Source organism: Colwellia asteriadis (assembly GCF_039523295.1).
Lineage (GTDB): Bacteria > Pseudomonadota > Gammaproteobacteria > Enterobacterales > Alteromonadaceae > Colwellia > Colwellia asteriadis.
Genome location: NZ_BAAAFA010000008.1, coordinates 1 through 20208, shown reverse-complemented (window position 1 = coordinate 20208; position 20208 = coordinate 1). Strand labels below are relative to the sequence as shown.

The window sequence follows — 20208 nt, the reverse complement described above, 5'->3', positions numbered from 1 at the left end:
ATTTTTTGCCTCTTAATGGGGCGTTATATTTATACAAGTAGCGGTGTATAATTCACCAACATTAAAACTTAAGGATGAGAATATGAAAAAATCACTATTAGCGTTGCCTATATTAATGGCTCTAGCAGCATGTAATGATTCATCATCAGATGCAAAAGAAGAAGTTGAAGAAATCCAAGAAATAGCAGCAACTCTTGAAACAACCAAAGTTCAACTGCAATTCAATTTACCTGCTAGTTCTGGGATTCTAAATACACAAAATATTTCTCTTGATGATCCGCTTACATATAATGCTAGTTTCAGTACTTATATATGTGAGCCCTCAGGAGAACAAGCGCTATTGCATATCTATTTTATAAAAACAGAACATCAAAAATGGGATGTGTATTATAGCTTAGATGACGATTTGCTTAACATTGATGGAGGTGAAATTGGCGGTACAGGGCAAAACAAAGCGACTCTGGAGTTTGATGAACTAGGCAATTTCGTTAGACAAGTGCCTTATATATTAAATACAACTGAACTCCAATACCCAGAAAAAAACTACAGTATTGAGTTTGATTTTTATAGTGACTCGACTACAAATTTAGACGAAAACTTTAATGCTAAAAATCTTGATTCTAACGGTTGTTAACAATAAATATAACAAGTTGCTTAAACGGAAAAATAACAGTTGGCCACCGCTTCGCGATTATATCCAACCATTATTTTCCGCTTAGCATAGCGTTATGCGGCATTGCGAAATCGACTAAATATCGTTTCAGCCGTTGTATTTTATAAAAGGTTTAGCATTTGTTGCCTTTTCTTTTACTTGGCTGTTTATGCGTTTGTCGCTCTGTTTCAGCTTTTGGTTAAACAGTTTTTCGCCAAAGTAGGTTAGTTGTTAACTCAAAACTTTATGAGTGGCTCAAAATTCACGGTTTAGTGCATCACAATGCAATGGTCTTTTAAAACGTGCATTGTATGCTGTTAATAATTATACAAACAGTATGCTATTGTAATCTGGGAGTCGCATAACAAGGCATTAAAGCAGGACAAAAAACAGTTGGTTTTTGCTCGTGCCTCGCTTATTTTAACCAACTATTTTTTGCCTCTTAATGAGGCGTTAGTTGCCCGCACTAATTCGAGTTAAATTATTTGTCGTTTAGTGCATAACATAAGCTTTTGCGCTTGGTTCAATTCTTTGGTTTGGCAATGGAAGTGCCTTTTAATATTTACTTCCTTTTTGCCAATCAGTTTTCGCCTTGCGTAGTTTAGTGATTAAATTGCTTTAGTTGTTAAGGCTCAAAGTTCACGTTTGGGTGTTTATTGCGGAGGCGTTTATTGGCTCTTCCTGCCATCCCGTAAACATGGTAGCTTGTTGTAAAGTTGGTGCTTTTAACTACCAGCAACTAACAAGCCACTCAAAAGGACAAAAATTGTTGGCTTTTTGCTCCTTCGTCGCTAATTTTAGCCAACAATTTTTTGCCTCTTAGTGGGGCGTTAGCTACTTAATCATATATCTGAGGTTATTCATGGAAATAGATAATATTGATGCTTTTAACATTACTGCTATGGAGATTTTTCAGCAATCTTTAAGCTGTTTTCCTATTCCTGTCAATATCGATAGTATTGAACTGGCAAAAGTAGTTATTGAATTTTTTGAAACTCCTAAGAATAACTCAGACTTTCAAGATACCTTTTCTTTTCTTACTGATACCGCAGATGAAACTTTAAATTGGCTACACTTTGAAGGTTTTATAAGAAAGTGTAACTCTGATAGTTTTGGGACTACTATCGTATTAACTAGTAAAGGTTTAAACGCAGTGAACGGAACCCCTAGCAGTGTTGACGATAAAAAGTCATTTAAAGAAATCTTTAAATTGGGGTTAACTAATACAACAGTAGCAACAGTTGCTGGTGTAATGGTTGAGTTTTTTAAAGCCAGTAGCTAACAAGTTGCTTAAACGGAATAAAAACAGTTGGTTATCGCTTCGCGATTTTAACCAACCATTTTTATCCGCTTAGCAAGGCGTTAACTGGCAAGGAGGCCTCGTGGATATTGTCCCTAAATTTTCAGATGTGAAACATTTAAGTGATCTAGCTAAAGTGTTTGCACTTCCCATGCTCGCTGTTGCTTATATTTTACAAACAGGCGTCGTTTTAGACTTTGATGGTTACTTTAGCTTTGGTATAAATAATGAGTTGTCAGAAAATCAGGCTTTAGCTCGTTTTTTTATAATTGTTATCTTAAAGGCAATTTGGGTTTCATTTTTTGGAGCTTTAGCTTACTCGTTAATTGCGTTTGTCCATATTATGGGGAGTGAAATTGTCGTTCCACTTTGTGCGTCAATTTTCTTTGTATTTGCCCTGATCGGATTTTTTGATATCCCAATTCCACAGGAAGTTCCAAAAATTGAAAAATTTTGGTCTTATTGCTTTTTAGTGTGGGGTTTTTTCTTATTAAATGTTAAAGACCAATTAGATATGAATATCAATGGGAAAGCCAGTTAACAAGGCGTTTAAACGGAACTAAAACAGTGGGTTACGTTTCGCTTCGCTACACATTATAACCCACAATTTTAGTCCGCTTAACGCAGCGTTAGGTGACTTTAAATAGCTAATAGTATGGTATTAATCTTTAAAGAATTAACATCATAAGATTTAATTGAAAGGAAGCAAAACAGTGTTAAAAATTGTTAAATATTTTAGTTTTATAATGCTCATTATATTAATTGTATTAGTTGGATTAATATTCATTATTCCAATGACATTCGACTCCAATAAACTCCCTTTAAACTATGGGAAAGTGAATTCCGAGCTGTTTTTGGGAGAAGGTAAGGAGCAGCCTTTACTTGTTTATTTTGGTGGTAGTGAAGGCGGAAACAGTATGACAAAACCTCATAACATTAAAGAAAGGCAGCAATATATTGATCAAGGCTATGCAATGTTAGCTGTTGGGTATTTTGGTATGGAGGGCATACCAAAAGAGCTAGATAGAATTTCTTTAGATGCCATTTACGAAGAAATAGTTTTAACCTTAAATAACTCAAGCATAAATTCTAATTGCGTAGCTGTTATAGGAGGTTCTAAAGGTGCTGAATTAGCACTTGCCTTGGCATCTAAACACACGAGAATTAATGGTGTTATTTCCTTGGCTGGAAGTCATGTTGTATTTGCTGGTCCTTCTTTTTTTGCTGATGGAAAAACTTCTACATTTATGTTTAATGATGAAGAGCTCCCTCATGTACCATTAACGCTAAATATTTTACCATCACTTTTGATGGGCGATTTTCGACGTGCTCATGAAATAGCCCTAATGGATATTGATGCTGTTGAGGACGCTAGAATAAAAGTAGAAGATATTAATGGGCCTATTTTGTTGGTTTCTGGTGAAAAGGATCACGTATGGCCATCAAAGGAAATGTCAGATGAAGTAATAAAGAGATTAGAAGCTAACGGGTTTATCCATCCTTTTAGACATATCGTAGTACCTAACGGAAATCATTTTCAACCACAAAGTGACTACCACCCAGAAGTGATTAAATTTTTGAATAAAAGTTTTTTGCCTACTTGCGATGCTAATCATCAGTACATCACCTAACAAGGGTTTTCAAGTCGGACAAATTACAGTTGGTTTTTTGTTCGTGCCTCACTTATTTTAGCCAACTGTAATTAGCCGCTTAAAACGGCGTTAGGTGTAAAGGGATTTATATATGTCAGATTCAACTAAATGAGTTGGTCAAATGGGAATGGCTTTGAAATTATCTACATAATTCCCTTTCAAGTAATAAGCTTAATATCCTATGTGTTATTAACGAAAATTTATAGTCTACTACGAAAAAAGCCATAACAAGGCGTTTAAACGGAACAAAAACAGTGGGTTACGTTTCGCTTCGCTACACATTTTAACCCACAATTTTTGTCCGCTTAACGCGGCGTTAAGGTTCTTATGAGAAAGTTTCGAAATCTTCCAAAGAATGAGAACAATCAGTTGTCTGAGAAGTTTTCGTTTCTTCTTAAGTACAATGAAGATTGCACAGAAGAAGATTTCTCATGGGCTGCCATAACAATTTTTGATCATTGGCTTTATGAAACTGACTCATTCAATATTATTGACGAAGCGACAAACGAACAAAAACTAGAGTGGGATAAACGTATAAAAACGTTCTTATCCAAACTTTGCGACATAGAACAACCTATTCGGTATAAGTACGTTGGACGTAATACGAAGCAGCGTTTACAGTTTTCTCGTTATGTCGAAAGTCCAAAAGTAGGTGAATATGTCTCTAATTTGTTTGATGACGTGTATTGTCCAAACATAGTATTTTATGCCTTAGGTGTAGACTTGTGGTTTGAAGATAATTGGACAATCCACTTTAAATACAAAAAACAAGAAGACTGCCTCAAAATGTTTAGTTTGGCAGCTGAAATGAACTTGTTTGTACTACCGGCTTATTCGGCCGACCATTTAAATAAATACTCTGTTCTTTCAAAGTATTTGATTGAGCAGAACCTTAACAAGTTGCTCAAGTAGGACTCGTAACAGTTGGCTCGGTTCCGCTTCGCTGCACATTTTAGCCAACAATTACTCGCCTCTTAGCAAGGCGTTATGCGTCAGATGCGAATTCTAGTAAATTTATTTGTTAGGTTTGGAATTTTACTGAAAATCCTGCGTTTGTTGCCTTTTCTTTACTTTGGTAACTTACGCGTAATAATGCTGTTTCAGCTTTTTGCTAAGCAGTTTTTCGCCAAAATAGGGCGGTTATAAAAGTCACTGTAATTCAGTGGTTCAAAATTCACGGTTTTGTGGTTTGCACTGAGGTGTTTTTTACTTCTGCTTTTGCTGCCACGAAATCTTATATAAGTTGTGCGGCTTGTGGTAATAACAACCAGTCGCATAACAAGGTGCTTAAAAGGACTAAAACAGTTTGCTCGTTTTTTGCAAAAGTAACGCAAAAAAGCCAGCCAACCAACCATTTTAGCCTCTTAGCAAAGCGTTATACGGTAACGATATTGATCATGTGTTTAGCGGCTAGGTGATCACGATACTGTATAAATAATCAGTATGTTAATGCGCGCTGCTATGAAGAGAAAATCTAACCGATACATTGACACACGTTATACTTCTTTTATTGTCCTTTAAGTGATGTAAAGCGAGGCTAGCGTTACTTTGCTAAGGCGAAGCGACTACATCACTTAAAGGACTTCTCTTTCGGAGTATGTTAAGGTCAATCTCGGTTAGGTGCGCGCCTAAATGTTTGATTATATTGTTATATTTGGTGGGGTTACCGTCTAACAAGCGATTCAACTAGGACAAAAAACAGTTGGTTTTTGCTCCTGCGTCGCCTATTTTAACCAACTATTTTTAGCCTGTTAATACGGGCGTTATGTGCCCTAGATAGCAGCATTTGTTTGAGAAATTATGATTAGAGAATACAAAGAAACAGATATTGAATCATTGCTTGATATTTGGCTAAGTGCCTCGAAAATAGCACATGATTTCATTGAGCCAACTTTCTGGGATTCACAGGTTGAAAATATGCGTAATATTTACATTCCTGCCTCGAATGCTTTTGTATATGAGAAAAATTCAAAAGTTGTCGGTTTTTATGCTTTGTTTAAAGGTGCTCTTTCTGCTATTTTTGTGAAGCCTTCATTTCAAAGGCAAGGTATCGGTAAACAGTTACTAAATCATGCAAAGAACCAAAGTGATACATTAAAGCTTTCTGTTTATAAGGAAAATACTTCTAGTTATTATTTTTATCTTTCTCAAGGTTTTGTAGTTGATTGTGAGCAAATTGACACACATACTGGGCATCTAGAATACACAATGAGTGTTGGCACATAACAAGCTGTTCAACTGGACAAAAAACAGCGGGCTATTTCGCTCCGCTCAATTTTAGCCCACTGCTTTTTGCAAGTTAACAGGGCGTTATATTTATTCGGTTGCATTCGCATCTGTCGTGTAACTTCTAAATAATAATTCATATGGATACAATAAATAAAAGGGAAATATCATGCCAAAAGAACAATTTCTAACAGTACGAATCAATGATAAGTGTGAACCGCTTGACCGAGGTGACATATATGAAGACCCTTTAGATGAAGCACTTCAAAAGGAGTCATTAGGGGAGGTAACAGGAGGCGGCTCTCAGCTAAATGAAAATTACAAAATAGAATACTGTGAGCTTGAAGTCACAATTACAGGTGAATTAGAAAAAACCAAACAATTTATCATTAATGAATTAAATAAAATTGGTATTCCTAAAGGTTCAAAATTAATACATGATAATGTAGAAATTGAATTTGGTAATAAAGAGATTATGGCTGTTTGTTTTAGTAATATACTAGCTGATGAAGTATATGAAAAAAATGACATCAATGATGTACTAGAGGAATTTGATGAACTTCTTGGTGAGGACGGTGAAATGGCAAACCATACCGAGATAGATGATGAGACCATTGTTTATTTTAAGGGAACTTCCTTTGCCAAAATGCAGAAGGCAATAAATGAGTATTTTACCTCTAATGAACTTTGTACCAATGGTAGAATTCTACAAGAAACATAAATATAACAAGTTGCTTAAACGGAAAAATAACAGTTGGCCATCGCTTCGCGATTATAGCCAACCATTATTTTCCGCTTAGCAAGGCGTTAGTTGCCCGCACTAATTCGAGTAAAATTATTTGTCGTTTAGTGCATAACATAAGCTTTTGCGCTTGGTTCAATTCTTTGGTTTGGCAATGGAAGTGCCTTTCAATCTTCACTTCCTTTTTGCCAATCAGTTTTCGCCTTGCATAGTTTAGTGATTTAAATTGCTTTGGCTTTTAAGGCTCAAAGTTCATGTTTAGGTGTTTATTGCGGAGGAGTTTATTAACTCTTTCTGCCATCCCGTAAACATGATAACTTGTTGTAAAGTTGGTACTTTTAACTACCAGAAACTAACAAGTCACTCAAAAGGACAAAAAACAGTTGGCTTTTTGCTCCTTCGTCGCTAAGTTTAGCCAACAATTTTTTGCCTCTTAGTGGGGCGTTATGCGTCAGATGCGAATTCGAGTAAATTTATTTGTTAGGTTTGGCATTTTATAAATACTATTGTGTTTGTTGCCATTTCTTTGTTTTGGTAATTTACGCGCAATAATTCTGTTTCAGCTTTTGGTTAAACAGTTTTTCGCCAAAATAGGGCGGTTATAAAAGTCACTGTAATTCAGTGGCTCAAAATTCACGGTTTTGTGGGTTGCACTGAGGTGTTTTTTATTTCAGCTTTTGCTGCCACGAAATCTTATATAAGTTGTGCGGCTTGTGGTAATCACAACCAGTCGCATAACAAGGTGCTTAAAAGGACTAAAACAGTTTGCTCGTTTTTTGCAAAGTAACGCAAAAAAGCCAGCCAACCATTTTAGCCTCTTAGCAAGGCGTTAGCTTTACAAGGAAAGTATGAAGTCGTTATCAAGTTTTTGTCTTTTACTCTGGATAATTCCTTATTTTGGGAAGCAATATTTTCCTGAAATATTTTCTGCTTGGTATATACAGTGGACTTCATTTGGTCTGTTAAGTATTTTGCTTCCGTATGGCTTCGCTAAAAGCATTTCAAATCAAACAGAACATAAATATGCTCCAACCTTTCTCTTTCTTTTTTTAATTAATGTGTTCTTAACTGGCATCGGATTAAATTTATTAAAAAGTACTAATACATATTTAACTGTTCAATCGGAGTTAATACCAGAAAATGCATCTCTAGCTTCTATCAACAATGAAAACCCCGAAGTAAGAATTGTTATTGCACAAGTTATTTACAAAGAATTTGGTCAACCGATAATGTATAAAAACAAATCAAATGATCTTGTGATTTATAGTCCTACTGAAGATGATAAAAAGAGCTATAGAGAAAGATTTACTACAGGAGTAAAAGCGAAAGAAATAATTAAAAATACTACACGTCAAATAAAAGAAATTATGTATCTATTTGGTTGGGCTTGTGGCTGTTTTTTAATTATATTTATTATCACGTTTCGTTTGGAGCAAAGTAAAGCTAACAAGTCGTTAAAGCAGGACAAATAACAGTTGGCTTTTGCTCCTGCGTCGCTTATTTTAGCTAACATATTATTTGCCTCTTAACGAGGCGTTATGCGTCAGATGCGAATTCGAGTAAATTTATTTGCTAAGTTTGGCGTTTTACTAAAAATGCTGTATTTGTTGCCTTTTCTTTACCTTGGTAACTTACGCGTAATAATTCTGTTTCAGCTTTTGGTTAAACAGTTTTTCGCCAAAATAGGGCGGTTATAAAAGTCACGTTTATTCAGTGGCTCAAAATTCACGGTTTTGTGGGTTGCACTGAGGTGTTTTTTACTTCGGCTTTTGCTGCCATGAAATCTTATATAGGTTGTGCGGTTTGTGGTTATTGCTACCAGTCGCATAACAAGGTGCTTAAAAGGACTAAAACAGTTTGCTCGTTTTTTGCAAAAGTAACGCAAAAAAGCCAGCCAACTATTTTAGCCTCTTAGCAAAGCGTTAGCTGTATGGAAACGGTATGTTGATAATCGGAACTATCTTACTTTTAATCATTGGCCTTATTCACTCCTATTTAGGCGAAAAATACATATTAATTCGTTTATTTCGACGTGAGGATTTACCTAAATTACTTGGAAGTGATTGGTTCACTAAACGTGTTCTAAGATTTGCGTGGCACTTAACTACTCTAGCTTGGTGGGGCTTTGCTGCTATTTTGTATGTTTTATCAACTCCAAGCGTAAATGTTAAAAATGAAATCCTTATAATAATTACTGTAGTATTTGCTTTAAGTGGCATTGTTTCATTGTTGTTTTCTCGTGGTAAACATTTATCATGGTTATTCTTTTTTATAATTGCAGCAATGAGTTACTACGGAGTAACATACAGCTAACAAGCAAATTAACAGGACAAAAAACAGTTGGTTTTGCTCCTGCGTCGCTAATTATAACCAACTATTTTTTGCCCATTATTTGGGCGTTAGTTGCCCGCACTAATTCGAGTTAAATTATTTGTCGTTGAGTACACAATATTAGCTTTTGCGCTTGGTTCAATTCTTTGATTTGGCAATGGAAGTGCCTTTTAATCTTTACTTCCTTTTTGCCAATCAGTTTTCGCCTTGCGTAGTTTAGTGATTAAATTGCTTTAGTTGTTAAGGCTCAAAGTTCACGTTTAGGTGTTTATTGCGGAGGCGTTTATTGGCTCTTCCTACCATCCCGTAAACATGGTAACTTATTGTAAAGTTGGTGCTTTTAACTACCAGCAACTAACAAGCCACTCAAAAGGACAAAAAACAGTTGGCTTTTTGCTCCTTCGTCGCTAATTTTAGCCAACAAATTTTTGCCTCTTAGTGGGGCGTTATGTGCCAGTAAACTTCAGAGCCCTGAGAAATCTTATGAGAATAGATTACGAGTATGTAGAACAAATTTTAGAAGTGTTTTTAGAAAGCAATTCTCCTACGGTAGATTGGAACTCATTTTTACCAATTATTCGAGGTAATGATGATAAATTCATATTCCATATCTTGATATTGGTAGATAAAAACTTAATTGTAGCTGCGCACTCAGATGGTCTTATTGGAATAAAGAGAAATTATACTGAATATGTTACTTCCGTTGTTCCGTGGAGATTAACCTCTGATGGTCATGATTTTGCAAATGCTTTAGTTAAGCCTGGTGTACTTGCAACAGTCCAAGAAAAATTTAAAGAAGAAGGACTATCTGCTGTAATCGGCATAACTAAAAAGATAGTAGAAAAACAAGCTATGAAATTACTGGACGAATAAGCACATAACAAGAAAATTAAGCGGGACTGCTAACAGTTTGCTCGGTTTCGCTTCGCTACACAATCTTAGCAAACTAATAAAAAGCCCCTTAACGTGGGCGTTAGGGTTACAAGAAAGTATGGAAGCATCATTCGACGTTAGAGGGAAAGAGTTTAAAGTAGACTTTTCAATGTTAGGCTCAGAAAAGTATTATTTTAATGGTGAACTTCTCAAAAAACGGTGGAATTTCAAATTTAATGATCGGTTAGTATTTGATACCGACGAAGGAAAAATTGAAATTGTTGTTTCTCTATCTCCAAAGTCTTGGTCAACTCAAGCATTTTTAGATAATGAGTTGGTTGTTGAAGAGCTTTTTCCTGAATTTAAGCAGAAAATCGAAGATGGCAAAAAAACTAAAGGTATGAGTAAGTCCGGTATGTTTAAAAATGCCATTTTGTGGTGTGCTTTAACAGTCACATTTTTACTGATATTTCAGTGGGTTAAGTAACCCTAACAAGTCATTAAAGCAGGACAAAAAACAGTTGGTTTTTGCTCGTGCCTCGCTTATTTTAACCAACTATTTTAGCCTCTTAATGAGGCGTTATGCGTATAGAGAGTTTCAATGCAACTTGAGCTGTTATCTAAAGATCATTTGGAGAAATTATTAGCTTTCGAGCTAGAAAATAGATCATGGTTTGAATCATTAATTGAGCCTCGAGGACATGATTTTTATTCGGCTAAAGGTGTCGGAAAGCACATTGATGCAGAACTTAATAAGGTAAATTCTGGTACAGCGTTTTGTGGTTTACTTATTAAAAATAATGAAATTGTCGCAAGAGCCAATTTAAGAGATATTAGCACTAATAAAGCTGTTGTCGGTTATAGGGTTTCAAAACGTTTTTTATCTCAAGGCTATGCAAGCTTTTGTCTGGCTTCACTAATTGATATTGCAAAAAGAAAATTTTGCGTTCGTTCCTTAGAAGCTAAAGTATTAGAAAACAACCCAGCTTCAAAGCATGTATTGTTAAAACAAGGCTTTGAGCCTATTGGTAATGTCCCTAACTTTATTGTATTAAATAATAAGCAGTTAGCTTGTACAGAGTTTAGGTTAAAATACGCATAACAAGGTGCTTAAAAGGACTAAAACAGTTTGCTCGTTTTTTGCAAAGTACCGCAAAAAAGCCAGCCAACTATTTTAGCCTCTTAGCAAAACGTTATGTTGCTCAGTCGTTAAAAAGGAGTTTTGAGTATGGATAAAGTTAAGAAGTATTCTTTGAATGTAGTTAATTTTATTATTGCAGTCATTTTAAGTGTATGGCTTTTAGATGAAGTTGGTGTAGATGCATCTAACGCAAATATCTTTAACTTTGAGGCATTTTCATTTTATGTCCTAATCCTTTTAGGGATCTGCATAGAGGCCTTCAATGGCGTTTTTTGCTCATTATTTAGGTTTTTACTGCCTTACGAAAAAGAGCAACATAACAAGGCAATTAAGCAGGACTAAAAACAGTTTGCTCGGTTCCGCTTCGCTTCACATTTTAGCAAACAATTTTTAGCCTCTTATTGAGGCGTTAGCTGTATAAGAGAGTTCATTGAATCCTGTAGAGTTAGTTTTTTTTAAGTTAGTTTCTCATGAGATCGAATTATCAGAATTTGAGAGATGGGTGTACTCAGAGTCTCAGCTCGAAGAAATATTAAGCTCTGGTGATTATCTAGAACTAATCTCCATAAATTACAAAACACCATCTGGCCTTTATGAAGCAGAGAAAGTACTTTCCAATTACTTTTCAATGGGTAAATATTACGAATGGAACATTCGAAATATACTTCAAAAAATAACTGATAGGCCTAATGATGTTCAAAAGTATATTGAACAGTGTTATGACCTATATTGTGAAGGTTTCGACTTCATGGATAATCTAGGTATGGGATACGGTCTAGGTTTAACCTGTCCTGATTATTATAATGAAAAGGTAGATGATTATTACCCCCAGATACTAGGTGAAGTTGAGAAAGTTCTCGAGTGGTTAGATAATGGCAAAATTGTCATCACTGGCCACAGTGGCGAATATCAAGGTATAGAGTATGAAGATAACCGTAGCGTAGAAGAAAAAGTGCCTACTGGTTATAAAGTACAAGAAAGTAAAAAATGGTGGCAGTTTTGGCTTTAAATACAGCTAACAAGGCATTAAAGAACGGACTGCTAACAGTTGGCTCGGTTCCGCTCCGCTTCACATTTTAGCCAACAGTTATCAGCCGCTTAATGTGGCGTTAGGCTACAAACCCAACTATCTGGATGATATGAATATGAATAACAATAAATATTACGATAAAGACTTTAGAACATTTATGATGCTACTTGCGGTATTGCAATTGTTCGGAATGATATTGGTTCCCATTGCAATCGTTCTTGCTTTTTTTATGTGGAAAGTAGCTATAGTTGTCGGTGTGATAGGAGTATTGTTTGCTTGGAAATTTGGTGATTTAAATATTGAATTAGGCCATAAATGGTCAATTTTTTCTGGAGAGAAAGAAATAGAATCAGTAGTGCTTTATGGTGATATTGAGCGCCCTGAAACAGCAGAAAAATTTAGATTCGTTGCAGAAGATGTTGGAGGCTTATATCAAGAAGGGAATGAAATCATTCTAGGGAGCTTAAATGGTGAAGTTAGATGTAAATTTAACGAGCTTCAATTTGAAGTAGTTAACAAGAGTGCGTTAGTTAATTACATTAATATAAGTTTAGGTGATGAGGTATTCTCATTTTTTCCAAAATGGGATGGCTCCCCAAGCACACAACCCAATTCTCCTGAAAAATCCGACTGGGGTGCTTCTGTTATTCAAGAGCTAGTATCAAATGCTAAAAGTGGTGCAGTTGCAGCCTAACAAGCTAATTAATAGGACAAATAACAGTTGGCTGTTTGCTCCTGCGTCGCTATTTTAGCCAACAATTATTTGCCCATTATTAGGGCGTTAGCATTCAAGGAAGAGTTATGAGTAGTTGGGAAGTTGGTCCTTTTGAAAATGATGATGGTGCAGACATACTTTCGGTATGGAATGAGTATTTATCAGACACTGCATTGACCTGGGGAATGGAAAAAACGTATTCATTTTTTGAAGATGTTTACTTTAAGACTCGATTACCGATTATTACTGATGGTAATGCAGATAAAGTTATAGCGATAGCAATTAAATTTAGTGAAACTTTTGATAATATCCCAAGTAAACTCAAAAAATTAGTAGGGGAAGCTATCGCTTGGGAACTTCATCTTAAAGTTCTTTCTGAATGGAAAAGTAAATCGAATAAAAGAAAAAAATCATTATTGGCTAGTGCTGAAAAATTAGGCGTAATAAATAGCATACCAAAAATTAATCAACGGGCTTCTAATTACTCAGAAGAAATAAATTCACTTAAGACATGGTTTGCTAACCTAGAAAGAATAAATAATGTTAGAGAAACTATGTCAATTAAAGATTTTGATTTTATAGATTCGATCAAACCTGCTTTTGCTTCTGAGGTCGAGAAATTAACAAGGAACTATGATGAATCCGATGAAGATGGTTCTGCTGAATTAGGACATTTAAGGTATTTGTATTTAATTTGGTATGTCCTTTTTAGTCTTGAATTCGATTCAGATGAAATAATAGGTACCATCGAAAGAAAGCGCCTTTGAATGCTAACAAGCATTTCAAGCGGGACTGCTAACAGTTTGCTCGGTTTCGCTACGCTACACAATTTTAGCAAACTATTATCAGCCCCTTAAATGGACGTTATATGCTCAAGGATGTCCCATGAAGATAGATGTAAATGAACTTAGAAAGCCATTCATTGAGCAACACAGACTAAATAATGTAGATGATGTATATACATTTTTTTACGATGAAAGTAATAATTTTCGGAAGCTTTACTTGACAGAAGAAGGCTTTAATATTGAAAAATGTGATAATTTCGTTTTGTCTGGTATAGCACTTAAAGCTCAAGTTACAGACATTAATTACGATGAATTATTCGATAATTTGAAATTACAAAAAAATGTAAAAGAGATAAAAACAAAGCATCTTGGTAAGGGCGATTTTCTTGATTTTTTAAATGAAAGGAAAGTGAAAATATTTTTATCTTGGTTAAATAGCGAGGATATTTATATCCATTATTTTAATCTTAATGCTGTTTATTGGTCAGTAGTTGATATCGTTGATTCCATTATAGATAAAAATCCACACCCTTTTTATTTTATGCACCATATGTCGATAAAAAGTGACCTTTACAAACTGGTTAAAAGTGATGAAGAAGCATTCTTCAATATGCTAAGAGGTTTTAATTACCCAAACATCAAAAGTGATGAATTGAATTCGTTTACAAGCCTATTATCAGATTTCATTACTACTAAATCAGTATGCATTGATGATTTCCGGAGAAACATCCTACTTTCTTTATGTAAAAACCTGAAAGAGTTAGATGAACTTTTCTTTATAATGAATGAAACGGATAACATTCTTATTAATAATTTTTTACCTTTCTATGTTCGTACACTTTACATCTTTAAAAACTCAGAACATATTTTCGATGACGAAGACTCAATTGAAAAAATTATGCATCATTTTCCAATGCAGGATGGAAGTAAAGAGCTTTCTAACTATAAGTTTTCGAATTCAAAAACATTTAAAGGGATACAAGTTTCAGATCTTGTATCTGGATTGCTTGGTAAATATTTTACGTTCATTAAGGATATGGAAATATCTGATATGCACACAGTTAAGGGTGAGCTTAACGAACGCCAACAAGAAAACTTGGAGCTTATGAGGCTAATTATCTCGAAATCGGATAAGCAAAGTAGAGGCTTTTTCAATTCGGTAATGAGTGAAGATGAGTATATGAAAAATGATTACTTCTTACATAATGTAAGTCGCATATAACAAGGCAATTAAACAGAACTAAAACAGTGGGTTACGTTTCGCTTCGCTCCACATTATAACCCACAATTTTAGTCCGCTTATTGCGGCGTTATGTGCCTTAGTGGGTTAAATAAACTTATCGCATTTAATAATATCTAAATAAGGAAATATACATATGAAAATTTCGGGCTACGGTGACTCATTATCTTTAACTCCTGAAAATAAGGACGAATTAAAAGCTTTAAATGATTTCTTTATAGAAATGCAAGAAGCTAACGTAGGAAATGGTAGTGCAAAATCAACAAAAGGAAGAGTTCAAATAATTAAATCAGAAACTTACAATAATACTGAATTTAGTATCGACTTAGATTAGTCGTATAAAGTGTCAATTCCGGCACATAACAAGTTGCTTAAAAGGACAAATAACAGTTGGCTTTTGCTCCTTCGTCGCTATTTTAGCCAACAATTATTTGCCTCTTAGCAAGGCGTTATGCGTCAGATGCGAATTCGAGTAAATTTATTTGCTAAGTTTGGCGCTTTACCAATAGTTTTGTCGTTGTTGCCTTTTCTTTACCTTGGTAACTTACGTGCAATTAATTCTGTTTTAGCTTTTTGCTAAGCAGTTTTTCGCCAAAATAGGGCGGCTATAAAAGTCACGGTAATTGAGTGGCTCAAAACTCACGGTTTTGTGAGTTGCACTGAGGTGTTTTTTACTTCTGCTTTTGCTGCCACGAAATCTTATATAAGTTGTGCGGCTTGTGGTAATCACAACCAGTCGCATAACAAGGTGCTTAAAAGGACTAAAACAGTTTGCTCGTTTTTTGCAAAGAAACGCAAAAAAGCCAGCCAACTATTTTAGCCTCTTAGCAAAACGTTAGCCGTCTTTATAGGTTCATCATTTTAAAATGGGAGATGTATATGGATATAAGTAATATTTTAACTTTTATAGCAGTAGCCGCATTACTTGTTGTTTCACCTGGACCTAACGGGTTCCTTATAGCAAAAACTGTCCCTGTTTCAGGTAAGAAAACTGGTTTTGCTAATATATGGGGATTCGTAGCAGCATTTTATGTACATGGCACGCTATCAATTTTTGGTATTTCTTTACTATTGGTTCAGTCTGCTCAAGCATTTTTTATCTTTAAAATGTTAGGTGCGGCTTACTTAATTTGGATTGGTCTTAAAGCGATTATTAGTGCTTTCAAGCAAACTGAAAACTCTACTGGAAATACACATCAAAGCCCCAGTAAAAACACCTCAATGCGTGTAGCATTTTTTGAAGGATTTCTAACCAACGTATTAAACCCTAAAGTATCAATGTTTTATCTAGCTGCATTTCCACAATTTATGCCAGCAAGTGAAACAGCACTTAGTGCATATACCCTAGTTACTGCTCATGCAATTGTTAACTTTTTATGGTTTTCAATGATGATTACAATGCTTTCAAAAGTTAAAGGCGTTACAAATGGAGCAAAGTTTAAAGTGTGGTTAAACTCAATTACAGGGGTTGTTTTTATTACTTTTGGTTCAAAACTAGCTTTAATGAAAAACGGCTAACAAGTCGTTAAAGCAGGACAAATAACAGTTGGCTTTTGCTCCTGCGTCGCTTATTTTAGCCAACATATTATTTGCCTCTTAACGAGGCGTTATGCGTCAGATGCGAATTCAAGTAAATTTATTTGCTAAGTTTGGCGCTTTACCAATAGTTTTGTCGTTGTTGCCTTTTCTTTAACTTGGTAACTTACGCGTAATAATTCTGTTTCAGCTTTTGGTTAAACAGTTTTTCGCCAAAATAGGGCGGTTATAAAAGTCACTGTAATTCAGTGGCTCAAAATTCATGGTTTTGTGGGTTGCACTGAGGTGTTTTTTACTTCGGCTTTTGCTGCCATGAAATCTTAAATAAGTTGTGCGGTTTGTGGTTATTGCTACCAGTCGCATAACAAGGTGCTTAAAAGGACTAAAACAGTTTGCTCGTTTTTTGCAAAGTAACGCAAAAAAGCCAGCCAACCATGACAGACTAAACCAGCTAATTAATTACTTTGGAACCTTTTACTCTTACTTTAAAGATTGGAGTATCAGGATCGTTGGTCATAAATTTGAAAATAGCTGAATAATCTACTTCGGAAAGGTTTTCGTTATCAAACGAAGGATCGAATATGAGCTTTATAAATACTGTTTCATTTGGTGTTACGCTAAAATCATCGGTTCCATCCCAATAGCCTGTTGAAGTGAAGCCGATAGAAGTATCATTGTCATCAAAATCGAAAACAAAACCGCCCGTCATACCTGCAAGTGGCACTCGATTGCCATTAACAGTAGTAAATGTAGCGTTTTTTATTGTCATATTAAGTATACCATTACCATTGTTATGGATTTTTAACATTAGCTCAGCACTTTCGCCTTCTAAAACGTCATTGAAAGTTAATTCATGCATGAAGGGTTCATTATAATTAATATCTTCAAGAATTACGTTAGGTCTAGTCTCAGAGCTAGGTTCTTGACGTAATCGAATAGTTGGATCGCCAAAATAATGGCCAGGAGTTCCCATATAGTTATATAAAAACATGTCGGCAAACGATTTTCCTAGCCATAAACCATTATATGTAAAGCGCTGTTCGAAATCATAAGTATTGCTTATTGTAACGACACTAGTAAAAGCACTGACTAATAATGTGTCTCCTCGAAACAAAGTTTTTGCTGCCAAATAATTTGGTTCAGAAAATTTTCCAACGCTACAACTTTCATATTCAACTACTTTTGGAGAGGTCGAGCTAGGCTGCAAACTTGAAGCATAAAAATAATTCGCATCTCCTTTCTCACTGCCTTGAGGTGCTATTAGCAGTGGGGTGCCGTGAACGTTGATTTTATGTAATTGGTAATTGCTGTTGAGTGTATTGATAATATTCATTTTTTGTTCATGTGCTGAAACATCATTTACACGGTTAACTCGTATATTGTGTTGCGAGGTGTAAGACTCTAATAACTCGTCTAATTTGTCTTCATTGATTCTGGAGGTTTCCCAACCTAATGCTTCATTTCTAACCATCTCTGGCAAAAAGTGTTCATAGTTATTTCGTAAAGCAACGTTTTTAACTAAGTAATCGCGAATCATCACTATACTGTCTGTATTATGGGACAATATTCTACTAACCCAGATAGAATCATGACAGTTTTCCATCAGATTGTAATAACGAGGAGCTTTTTTCACATGTGCTTGATTGGTTTCTTCATAATCACATTTTAGCGCTCGGTAATAATGATCGCTAAGGGAGCTTGTATTTTCGTTATACACGAATGGTACATCACCGATAAAAATAGCCCCTCGTAAGTTACTATTCTCAAAGGCGTTTTTTAGTAGTGTTCTTATTTCGAGAGCCGATGCTGGTGAAGAAATTATAGAAACATCAGATTGAGAGTCTGATGCTATGGCAGTTCTAAATGCGGCCAGTTCAGCGGCTAAATTATTACGGATAAGATCAGTCGTCACAATATAAATGCTTTTATATGCATTTAAATTAAGAGTTAGAGTCTCATTGACTACTGCTTTATCATGATCTGTAATCTCAACTTCAAAAGTGAAAGTCTCATCATATTTTAAATCGAGATAAGAGATGGTTAGTTCAGACGTATCAGTGTCAGATAGGCTAAGTGGTGAGCCTGTTTTTTGGGTCCATTTATACGAAGATACATCACCGTAATCATCTACGACTGCTGTTCTAAGAACAATAATATTATTGTCTAAATCTTCTTTAATTATTTCAACTGTTGGTAGTTCATTTGGTAAGTATCTTTCAGGGTTCAGAGGAAAAGCATCATCATTATCTAAAATACCATCTCCATCACTGTCTAGTATGACTTGATTCGATATGTCATCAGGAGAATTATCGGTTTCACTTCCACCACCACAAGAAATAAGTGTCAGTGATAAAAGTAATATTAGAATATTGTAATTAAATAATTTATTCATTTTAGCTTTATTCCATTAAGTATTAAATAACGCACCCTATTATAGTGGGGCGGATACTACGGCAAAGAGCGCTTACAATCAATAAATTGGTTAAGAAATAAAACCTAAAAGGCGATCGCGAAAAACTGAACGCAATCAAAACGTTTTCTATTTATTTATAGTTACAGATGAAAAATTCACCTAACAAGCGCATTAAACATGGGACGTTAGTTGCCTCACGTGTATTAGTTCCGACTTAATCTGACACATCGACTTGAAAAGTTGAGAGTTACCCGTTTTGATAAAGGTGTCGAATCTTTTAATCAAAACACAAAAAAGGTAACTCTCATGTTGCATACTAACAACCCAATCATTAAACACAAAGCTGATTTATTAAATCTAGCTGAAGAACTCAACAACGTTTCAAGAGCTTGTAAAGTCATGGGTGTATCAAGAGATACATTTTATCGTTATCAAGAGCTGGTCGAAGAAGGCGGTATTGATGCATTAATTGAAAAGAATCGTCGTACTCCAAATATCAAAACTGCGTTGATGAAGAAACAGAAAAGGCCGTAATAGCTTACGCAATTGATCAGCCTGCCCACGGGCAACACAGAACAAGCAATGAATTACGTAAAAAAGGTGTCTTTGTATCAGGCAGTGGTGTTCGCTCTATCTGGTTACGTAATGACCTAGAGAATTTCAAGAAACGCCTTAAAGCATTAGAAGATAAGTTTGCCAATGAAGGGCTTATTCTTACTGACGCACAGGTTGCTGCCTTAGAAAAGAAAAAGCATGATGATGAAGATTGCGATGAAATTGAAACAGCCTATCCTGGTTATCTGGGCTCACAGGACACGTTTTATGTTGGCAACTTAAAAGGCGTTGGTCGTATCTATCAACAGACCTTTGTTGATACTTACAGCAAAATAGCCTTCGCCAAGCTCTATGTTACCAAAACACCAATTACCGCTGCCGATATGCTTAATGACAAAGTTCTACCTTATTTCGAAGCGCATGAGCTGCCAATGCTACGCATATTGACTGACAGAGGTACGGAATATTGTGGTCGTGTAGAGCATCAGGATTATCAGCTATATTTAGCGATTAATGATATTGACCATACGAAAACAAAAGCGATGTCACCACAAACAAATGGGATCTGTGAACGGCTTCATAAAACGATCTTAAACGAGTTTTATCAAATAACGTTTAGGAAAAAATCTACTCAACGATGGAGGAATTGCAAAAAGATCTAGACGAATGGATGGATTACTATAACAATGAAAGAACTCATCAAGGTGAAGTGGTCAAGTAAAATTGGCCACAGTTTTAGAATTTAACCAGTATCTTCTTTCTGACTCATTTGGACTTAACCCAGCATTATACCGGTGTGGTCTAGTCTGGCTGTAATAACCAATAATATAATTAGTGATTTCTTGTTTTGCCTGAGTAAAATTGACATATCCCTTTGTTGGTATCCATTCGAAAAAGCGTTCCATTGGTGCATTGTCCCAACAGTTTCCTCGACGACTCATGCTCTGTTTTATTTGATAACGCCATAACAATTGCCTGAATTTACGGCTGGTATAATGGCTACCTTGATCAGAGTGA

At 35.3% G+C, this 20208-nt stretch carries 21 protein-coding genes and 1 pseudogene; 20 read left to right on the top strand and 2 right to left on the bottom strand.

Annotated features, from left to right (window positions below; translation table 11 throughout):
• Positions 1-82: 82 nt before the first annotated feature.
• The 19 genes from ABD005_RS11955 to ABD005_RS11865 all read left to right on the top strand — a co-directional run bounded on the left by ABD005_RS11955 (position 83) and on the right by ABD005_RS11865 (position 16205).
• Entirely contained in the window at positions 83-634 is a 552-nt protein-coding gene (locus ABD005_RS11955; RefSeq protein WP_343817662.1) for a flagellar basal body FlgE domain-containing protein, read from the top strand.
• An 880-nt stretch (positions 635-1514) separates the two neighbouring features.
• On the top strand, positions 1515-1934 hold the full coding sequence (locus ABD005_RS11950; RefSeq protein WP_343817660.1) for a hypothetical protein: 420 nt from the start codon (positions 1515-1517) through the stop codon (positions 1932-1934).
• A 100-nt stretch (positions 1935-2034) separates the two neighbouring features.
• Positions 2035-2493 (top strand): hypothetical protein, encoded by a 459-nt coding sequence (locus ABD005_RS11945; protein ID WP_343817658.1) that lies wholly within the window; start codon positions 2035-2037, stop codon positions 2491-2493.
• A gap of 172 nt (positions 2494-2665) precedes the next feature.
• The gene (locus tag ABD005_RS11940; protein WP_343817656.1) at positions 2666-3583 is read left to right on the top strand and encodes an acyl-CoA thioester hydrolase/BAAT C-terminal domain-containing protein; all 918 of its coding nucleotides are present in this window, start codon (positions 2666-2668) and stop codon (positions 3581-3583) included.
• Positions 3584-3931: 348 nt separating this feature from the next.
• Positions 3932-4516, top strand: coding sequence for a hypothetical protein (locus tag ABD005_RS11935; protein ID WP_343817654.1), 585 nt, complete (start codon positions 3932-3934; stop codon positions 4514-4516).
• Positions 4517-5404: 888 nt separating this feature from the next.
• Positions 5405-5830 (top strand): GNAT family N-acetyltransferase, encoded by a 426-nt coding sequence (locus ABD005_RS11930; RefSeq protein WP_343817653.1) that lies wholly within the window; start codon positions 5405-5407, stop codon positions 5828-5830.
• A gap of 169 nt (positions 5831-5999) precedes the next feature.
• On the top strand, positions 6000-6551 hold the full coding sequence (locus ABD005_RS11925; protein ID WP_343817652.1) for a hypothetical protein: 552 nt from the start codon (positions 6000-6002) through the stop codon (positions 6549-6551).
• Between the two features lie 869 nt (positions 6552-7420).
• Positions 7421-8044, top strand: a complete 624-nt coding sequence (locus ABD005_RS11920; protein ID WP_343817650.1) for a hypothetical protein — start codon at positions 7421-7423, stop codon at positions 8042-8044.
• Between the two features lie 469 nt (positions 8045-8513).
• A complete protein-coding gene (locus ABD005_RS11915; protein WP_343817648.1) occupies positions 8514-8885 on the top strand; it encodes a hypothetical protein in 372 nt (123 codons plus the stop codon).
• 501 nt (positions 8886-9386) lie between these two features.
• A complete protein-coding gene (locus ABD005_RS11910) occupies positions 9387-9776 on the top strand; it encodes a hypothetical protein (RefSeq protein WP_343817647.1) in 390 nt (129 codons plus the stop codon).
• Positions 9777-9894: 118 nt separating this feature from the next.
• Positions 9895-10263 carry a hypothetical protein gene (locus tag ABD005_RS11905; protein ID WP_343817646.1) on the top strand — a complete coding sequence of 123 codons (369 nt, stop codon included), beginning with the start codon at positions 9895-9897 and terminating at the stop codon, positions 10261-10263.
• A gap of 114 nt (positions 10264-10377) precedes the next feature.
• On the top strand, positions 10378-10878 hold the full coding sequence (locus ABD005_RS11900) for a GNAT family N-acetyltransferase (protein WP_342884029.1): 501 nt from the start codon (positions 10378-10380) through the stop codon (positions 10876-10878).
• A 126-nt stretch (positions 10879-11004) separates the two neighbouring features.
• Entirely contained in the window at positions 11005-11259 is a 255-nt protein-coding gene (locus ABD005_RS11895) for a hypothetical protein (RefSeq protein ID WP_343817644.1), read from the top strand.
• Positions 11260-11665: 406 nt separating this feature from the next.
• On the top strand, positions 11666-11926 hold the full coding sequence (locus ABD005_RS11890) for a hypothetical protein (protein ID WP_343817643.1): 261 nt from the start codon (positions 11666-11668) through the stop codon (positions 11924-11926).
• A 136-nt stretch (positions 11927-12062) separates the two neighbouring features.
• Positions 12063-12641: a hypothetical protein gene (locus ABD005_RS11885; protein ID WP_343817642.1), complete on the top strand. Its 579-nt coding sequence runs from the start codon at positions 12063-12065 to the stop codon at positions 12639-12641.
• Between the two features lie 107 nt (positions 12642-12748).
• The gene (locus tag ABD005_RS11880; protein ID WP_343817641.1) at positions 12749-13429 is read left to right on the top strand and encodes a hypothetical protein; all 681 of its coding nucleotides are present in this window, start codon (positions 12749-12751) and stop codon (positions 13427-13429) included.
• Between the two features lie 118 nt (positions 13430-13547).
• Positions 13548-14669: a DUF3800 domain-containing protein gene (locus ABD005_RS11875; RefSeq protein WP_343817640.1), complete on the top strand. Its 1122-nt coding sequence runs from the start codon at positions 13548-13550 to the stop codon at positions 14667-14669.
• A 154-nt stretch (positions 14670-14823) separates the two neighbouring features.
• Positions 14824-15021, top strand: a complete 198-nt coding sequence (locus ABD005_RS11870) for a hypothetical protein (RefSeq protein WP_343817638.1) — start codon at positions 14824-14826, stop codon at positions 15019-15021.
• A 545-nt stretch (positions 15022-15566) separates the two neighbouring features.
• A complete protein-coding gene (locus tag ABD005_RS11865; RefSeq protein WP_343817637.1) occupies positions 15567-16205 on the top strand; it encodes a LysE family translocator in 639 nt (212 codons plus the stop codon).
• A 469-nt stretch (positions 16206-16674) separates the two neighbouring features.
• On the opposite strand, the gene ABD005_RS11860 is transcribed toward ABD005_RS11865, so the two are convergent.
• Positions 16675-18615, bottom strand: coding sequence for a PKD domain-containing protein (locus ABD005_RS11860; protein WP_343817636.1), 1941 nt, complete (start codon positions 18613-18615; stop codon positions 16675-16677).
• A gap of 327 nt (positions 18616-18942) precedes the next feature.
• Between ABD005_RS11860 and ABD005_RS11855 the strand changes: the two are divergent.
• Positions 18943-19903 (top strand): annotated as a pseudogene (locus ABD005_RS11855) (IS481 family transposase); the annotation flags it as partial.
• 1 nt (position 19904) lies between these two features.
• On the opposite strand, the gene ABD005_RS11850 reads toward ABD005_RS11855, so the two are convergent.
• The coding region (locus ABD005_RS11850) for a DDE-type integrase/transposase/recombinase (protein WP_343817634.1) at positions 19905-20208 on the bottom strand (304 nt) is incomplete at its 5' end.

Excerpts from the sequence above, each read along its gene's own strand:
- ABD005_RS11955 (WP_343817662.1), top strand. The coding sequence starts at position 83 with ATGAAAAAATCACTATTAGCGTTGCCTATATTAATGGCTCTAGCAGCA.
- ABD005_RS11950 (WP_343817660.1), top strand. The coding sequence starts at position 1,515 with ATGGAAATAGATAATATTGATGCTTTTAACATTACTGCTATGGAGATT.
- ABD005_RS11935 (WP_343817654.1), top strand. The coding sequence starts at position 3,932 with ATGAGAAAGTTTCGAAATCTTCCAAAGAATGAGAACAATCAGTTGTCT.
- ABD005_RS11930 (WP_343817653.1), top strand. The coding sequence starts at position 5,405 with ATGATTAGAGAATACAAAGAAACAGATATTGAATCATTGCTTGATATT.
- ABD005_RS11925 (WP_343817652.1), top strand. The coding sequence starts at position 6,000 with ATGCCAAAAGAACAATTTCTAACAGTACGAATCAATGATAAGTGTGAA.
- ABD005_RS11920 (WP_343817650.1), top strand. The coding sequence starts at position 7,421 with ATGAAGTCGTTATCAAGTTTTTGTCTTTTACTCTGGATAATTCCTTAT.
- ABD005_RS11915 (WP_343817648.1), top strand. The coding sequence starts at position 8,514 with ATGTTGATAATCGGAACTATCTTACTTTTAATCATTGGCCTTATTCAC.
- ABD005_RS11910 (WP_343817647.1), top strand. The coding sequence starts at position 9,387 with ATGAGAATAGATTACGAGTATGTAGAACAAATTTTAGAAGTGTTTTTA.
- ABD005_RS11905 (WP_343817646.1), top strand. The coding sequence starts at position 9,895 with ATGGAAGCATCATTCGACGTTAGAGGGAAAGAGTTTAAAGTAGACTTT.
- ABD005_RS11900 (WP_342884029.1), top strand. The coding sequence starts at position 10,378 with ATGCAACTTGAGCTGTTATCTAAAGATCATTTGGAGAAATTATTAGCT.
- ABD005_RS11895 (WP_343817644.1), top strand. The coding sequence starts at position 11,005 with ATGGATAAAGTTAAGAAGTATTCTTTGAATGTAGTTAATTTTATTATT.
- ABD005_RS11890 (WP_343817643.1), top strand. The coding sequence starts at position 11,666 with ATGGATAATCTAGGTATGGGATACGGTCTAGGTTTAACCTGTCCTGAT.
- ABD005_RS11885 (WP_343817642.1), top strand. The coding sequence starts at position 12,063 with ATGAATAACAATAAATATTACGATAAAGACTTTAGAACATTTATGATG.
- ABD005_RS11880 (WP_343817641.1), top strand. The coding sequence starts at position 12,749 with ATGAGTAGTTGGGAAGTTGGTCCTTTTGAAAATGATGATGGTGCAGAC.
- ABD005_RS11875 (WP_343817640.1), top strand. The coding sequence starts at position 13,548 with ATGAAGATAGATGTAAATGAACTTAGAAAGCCATTCATTGAGCAACAC.
- ABD005_RS11870 (WP_343817638.1), top strand. The coding sequence starts at position 14,824 with ATGAAAATTTCGGGCTACGGTGACTCATTATCTTTAACTCCTGAAAAT.
- ABD005_RS11865 (WP_343817637.1), top strand. The coding sequence starts at position 15,567 with ATGGATATAAGTAATATTTTAACTTTTATAGCAGTAGCCGCATTACTT.
- ABD005_RS11860 (WP_343817636.1), bottom strand. The coding sequence starts at position 18,615 with ATGAATAAATTATTTAATTACAATATTCTAATATTACTTTTATCACTG.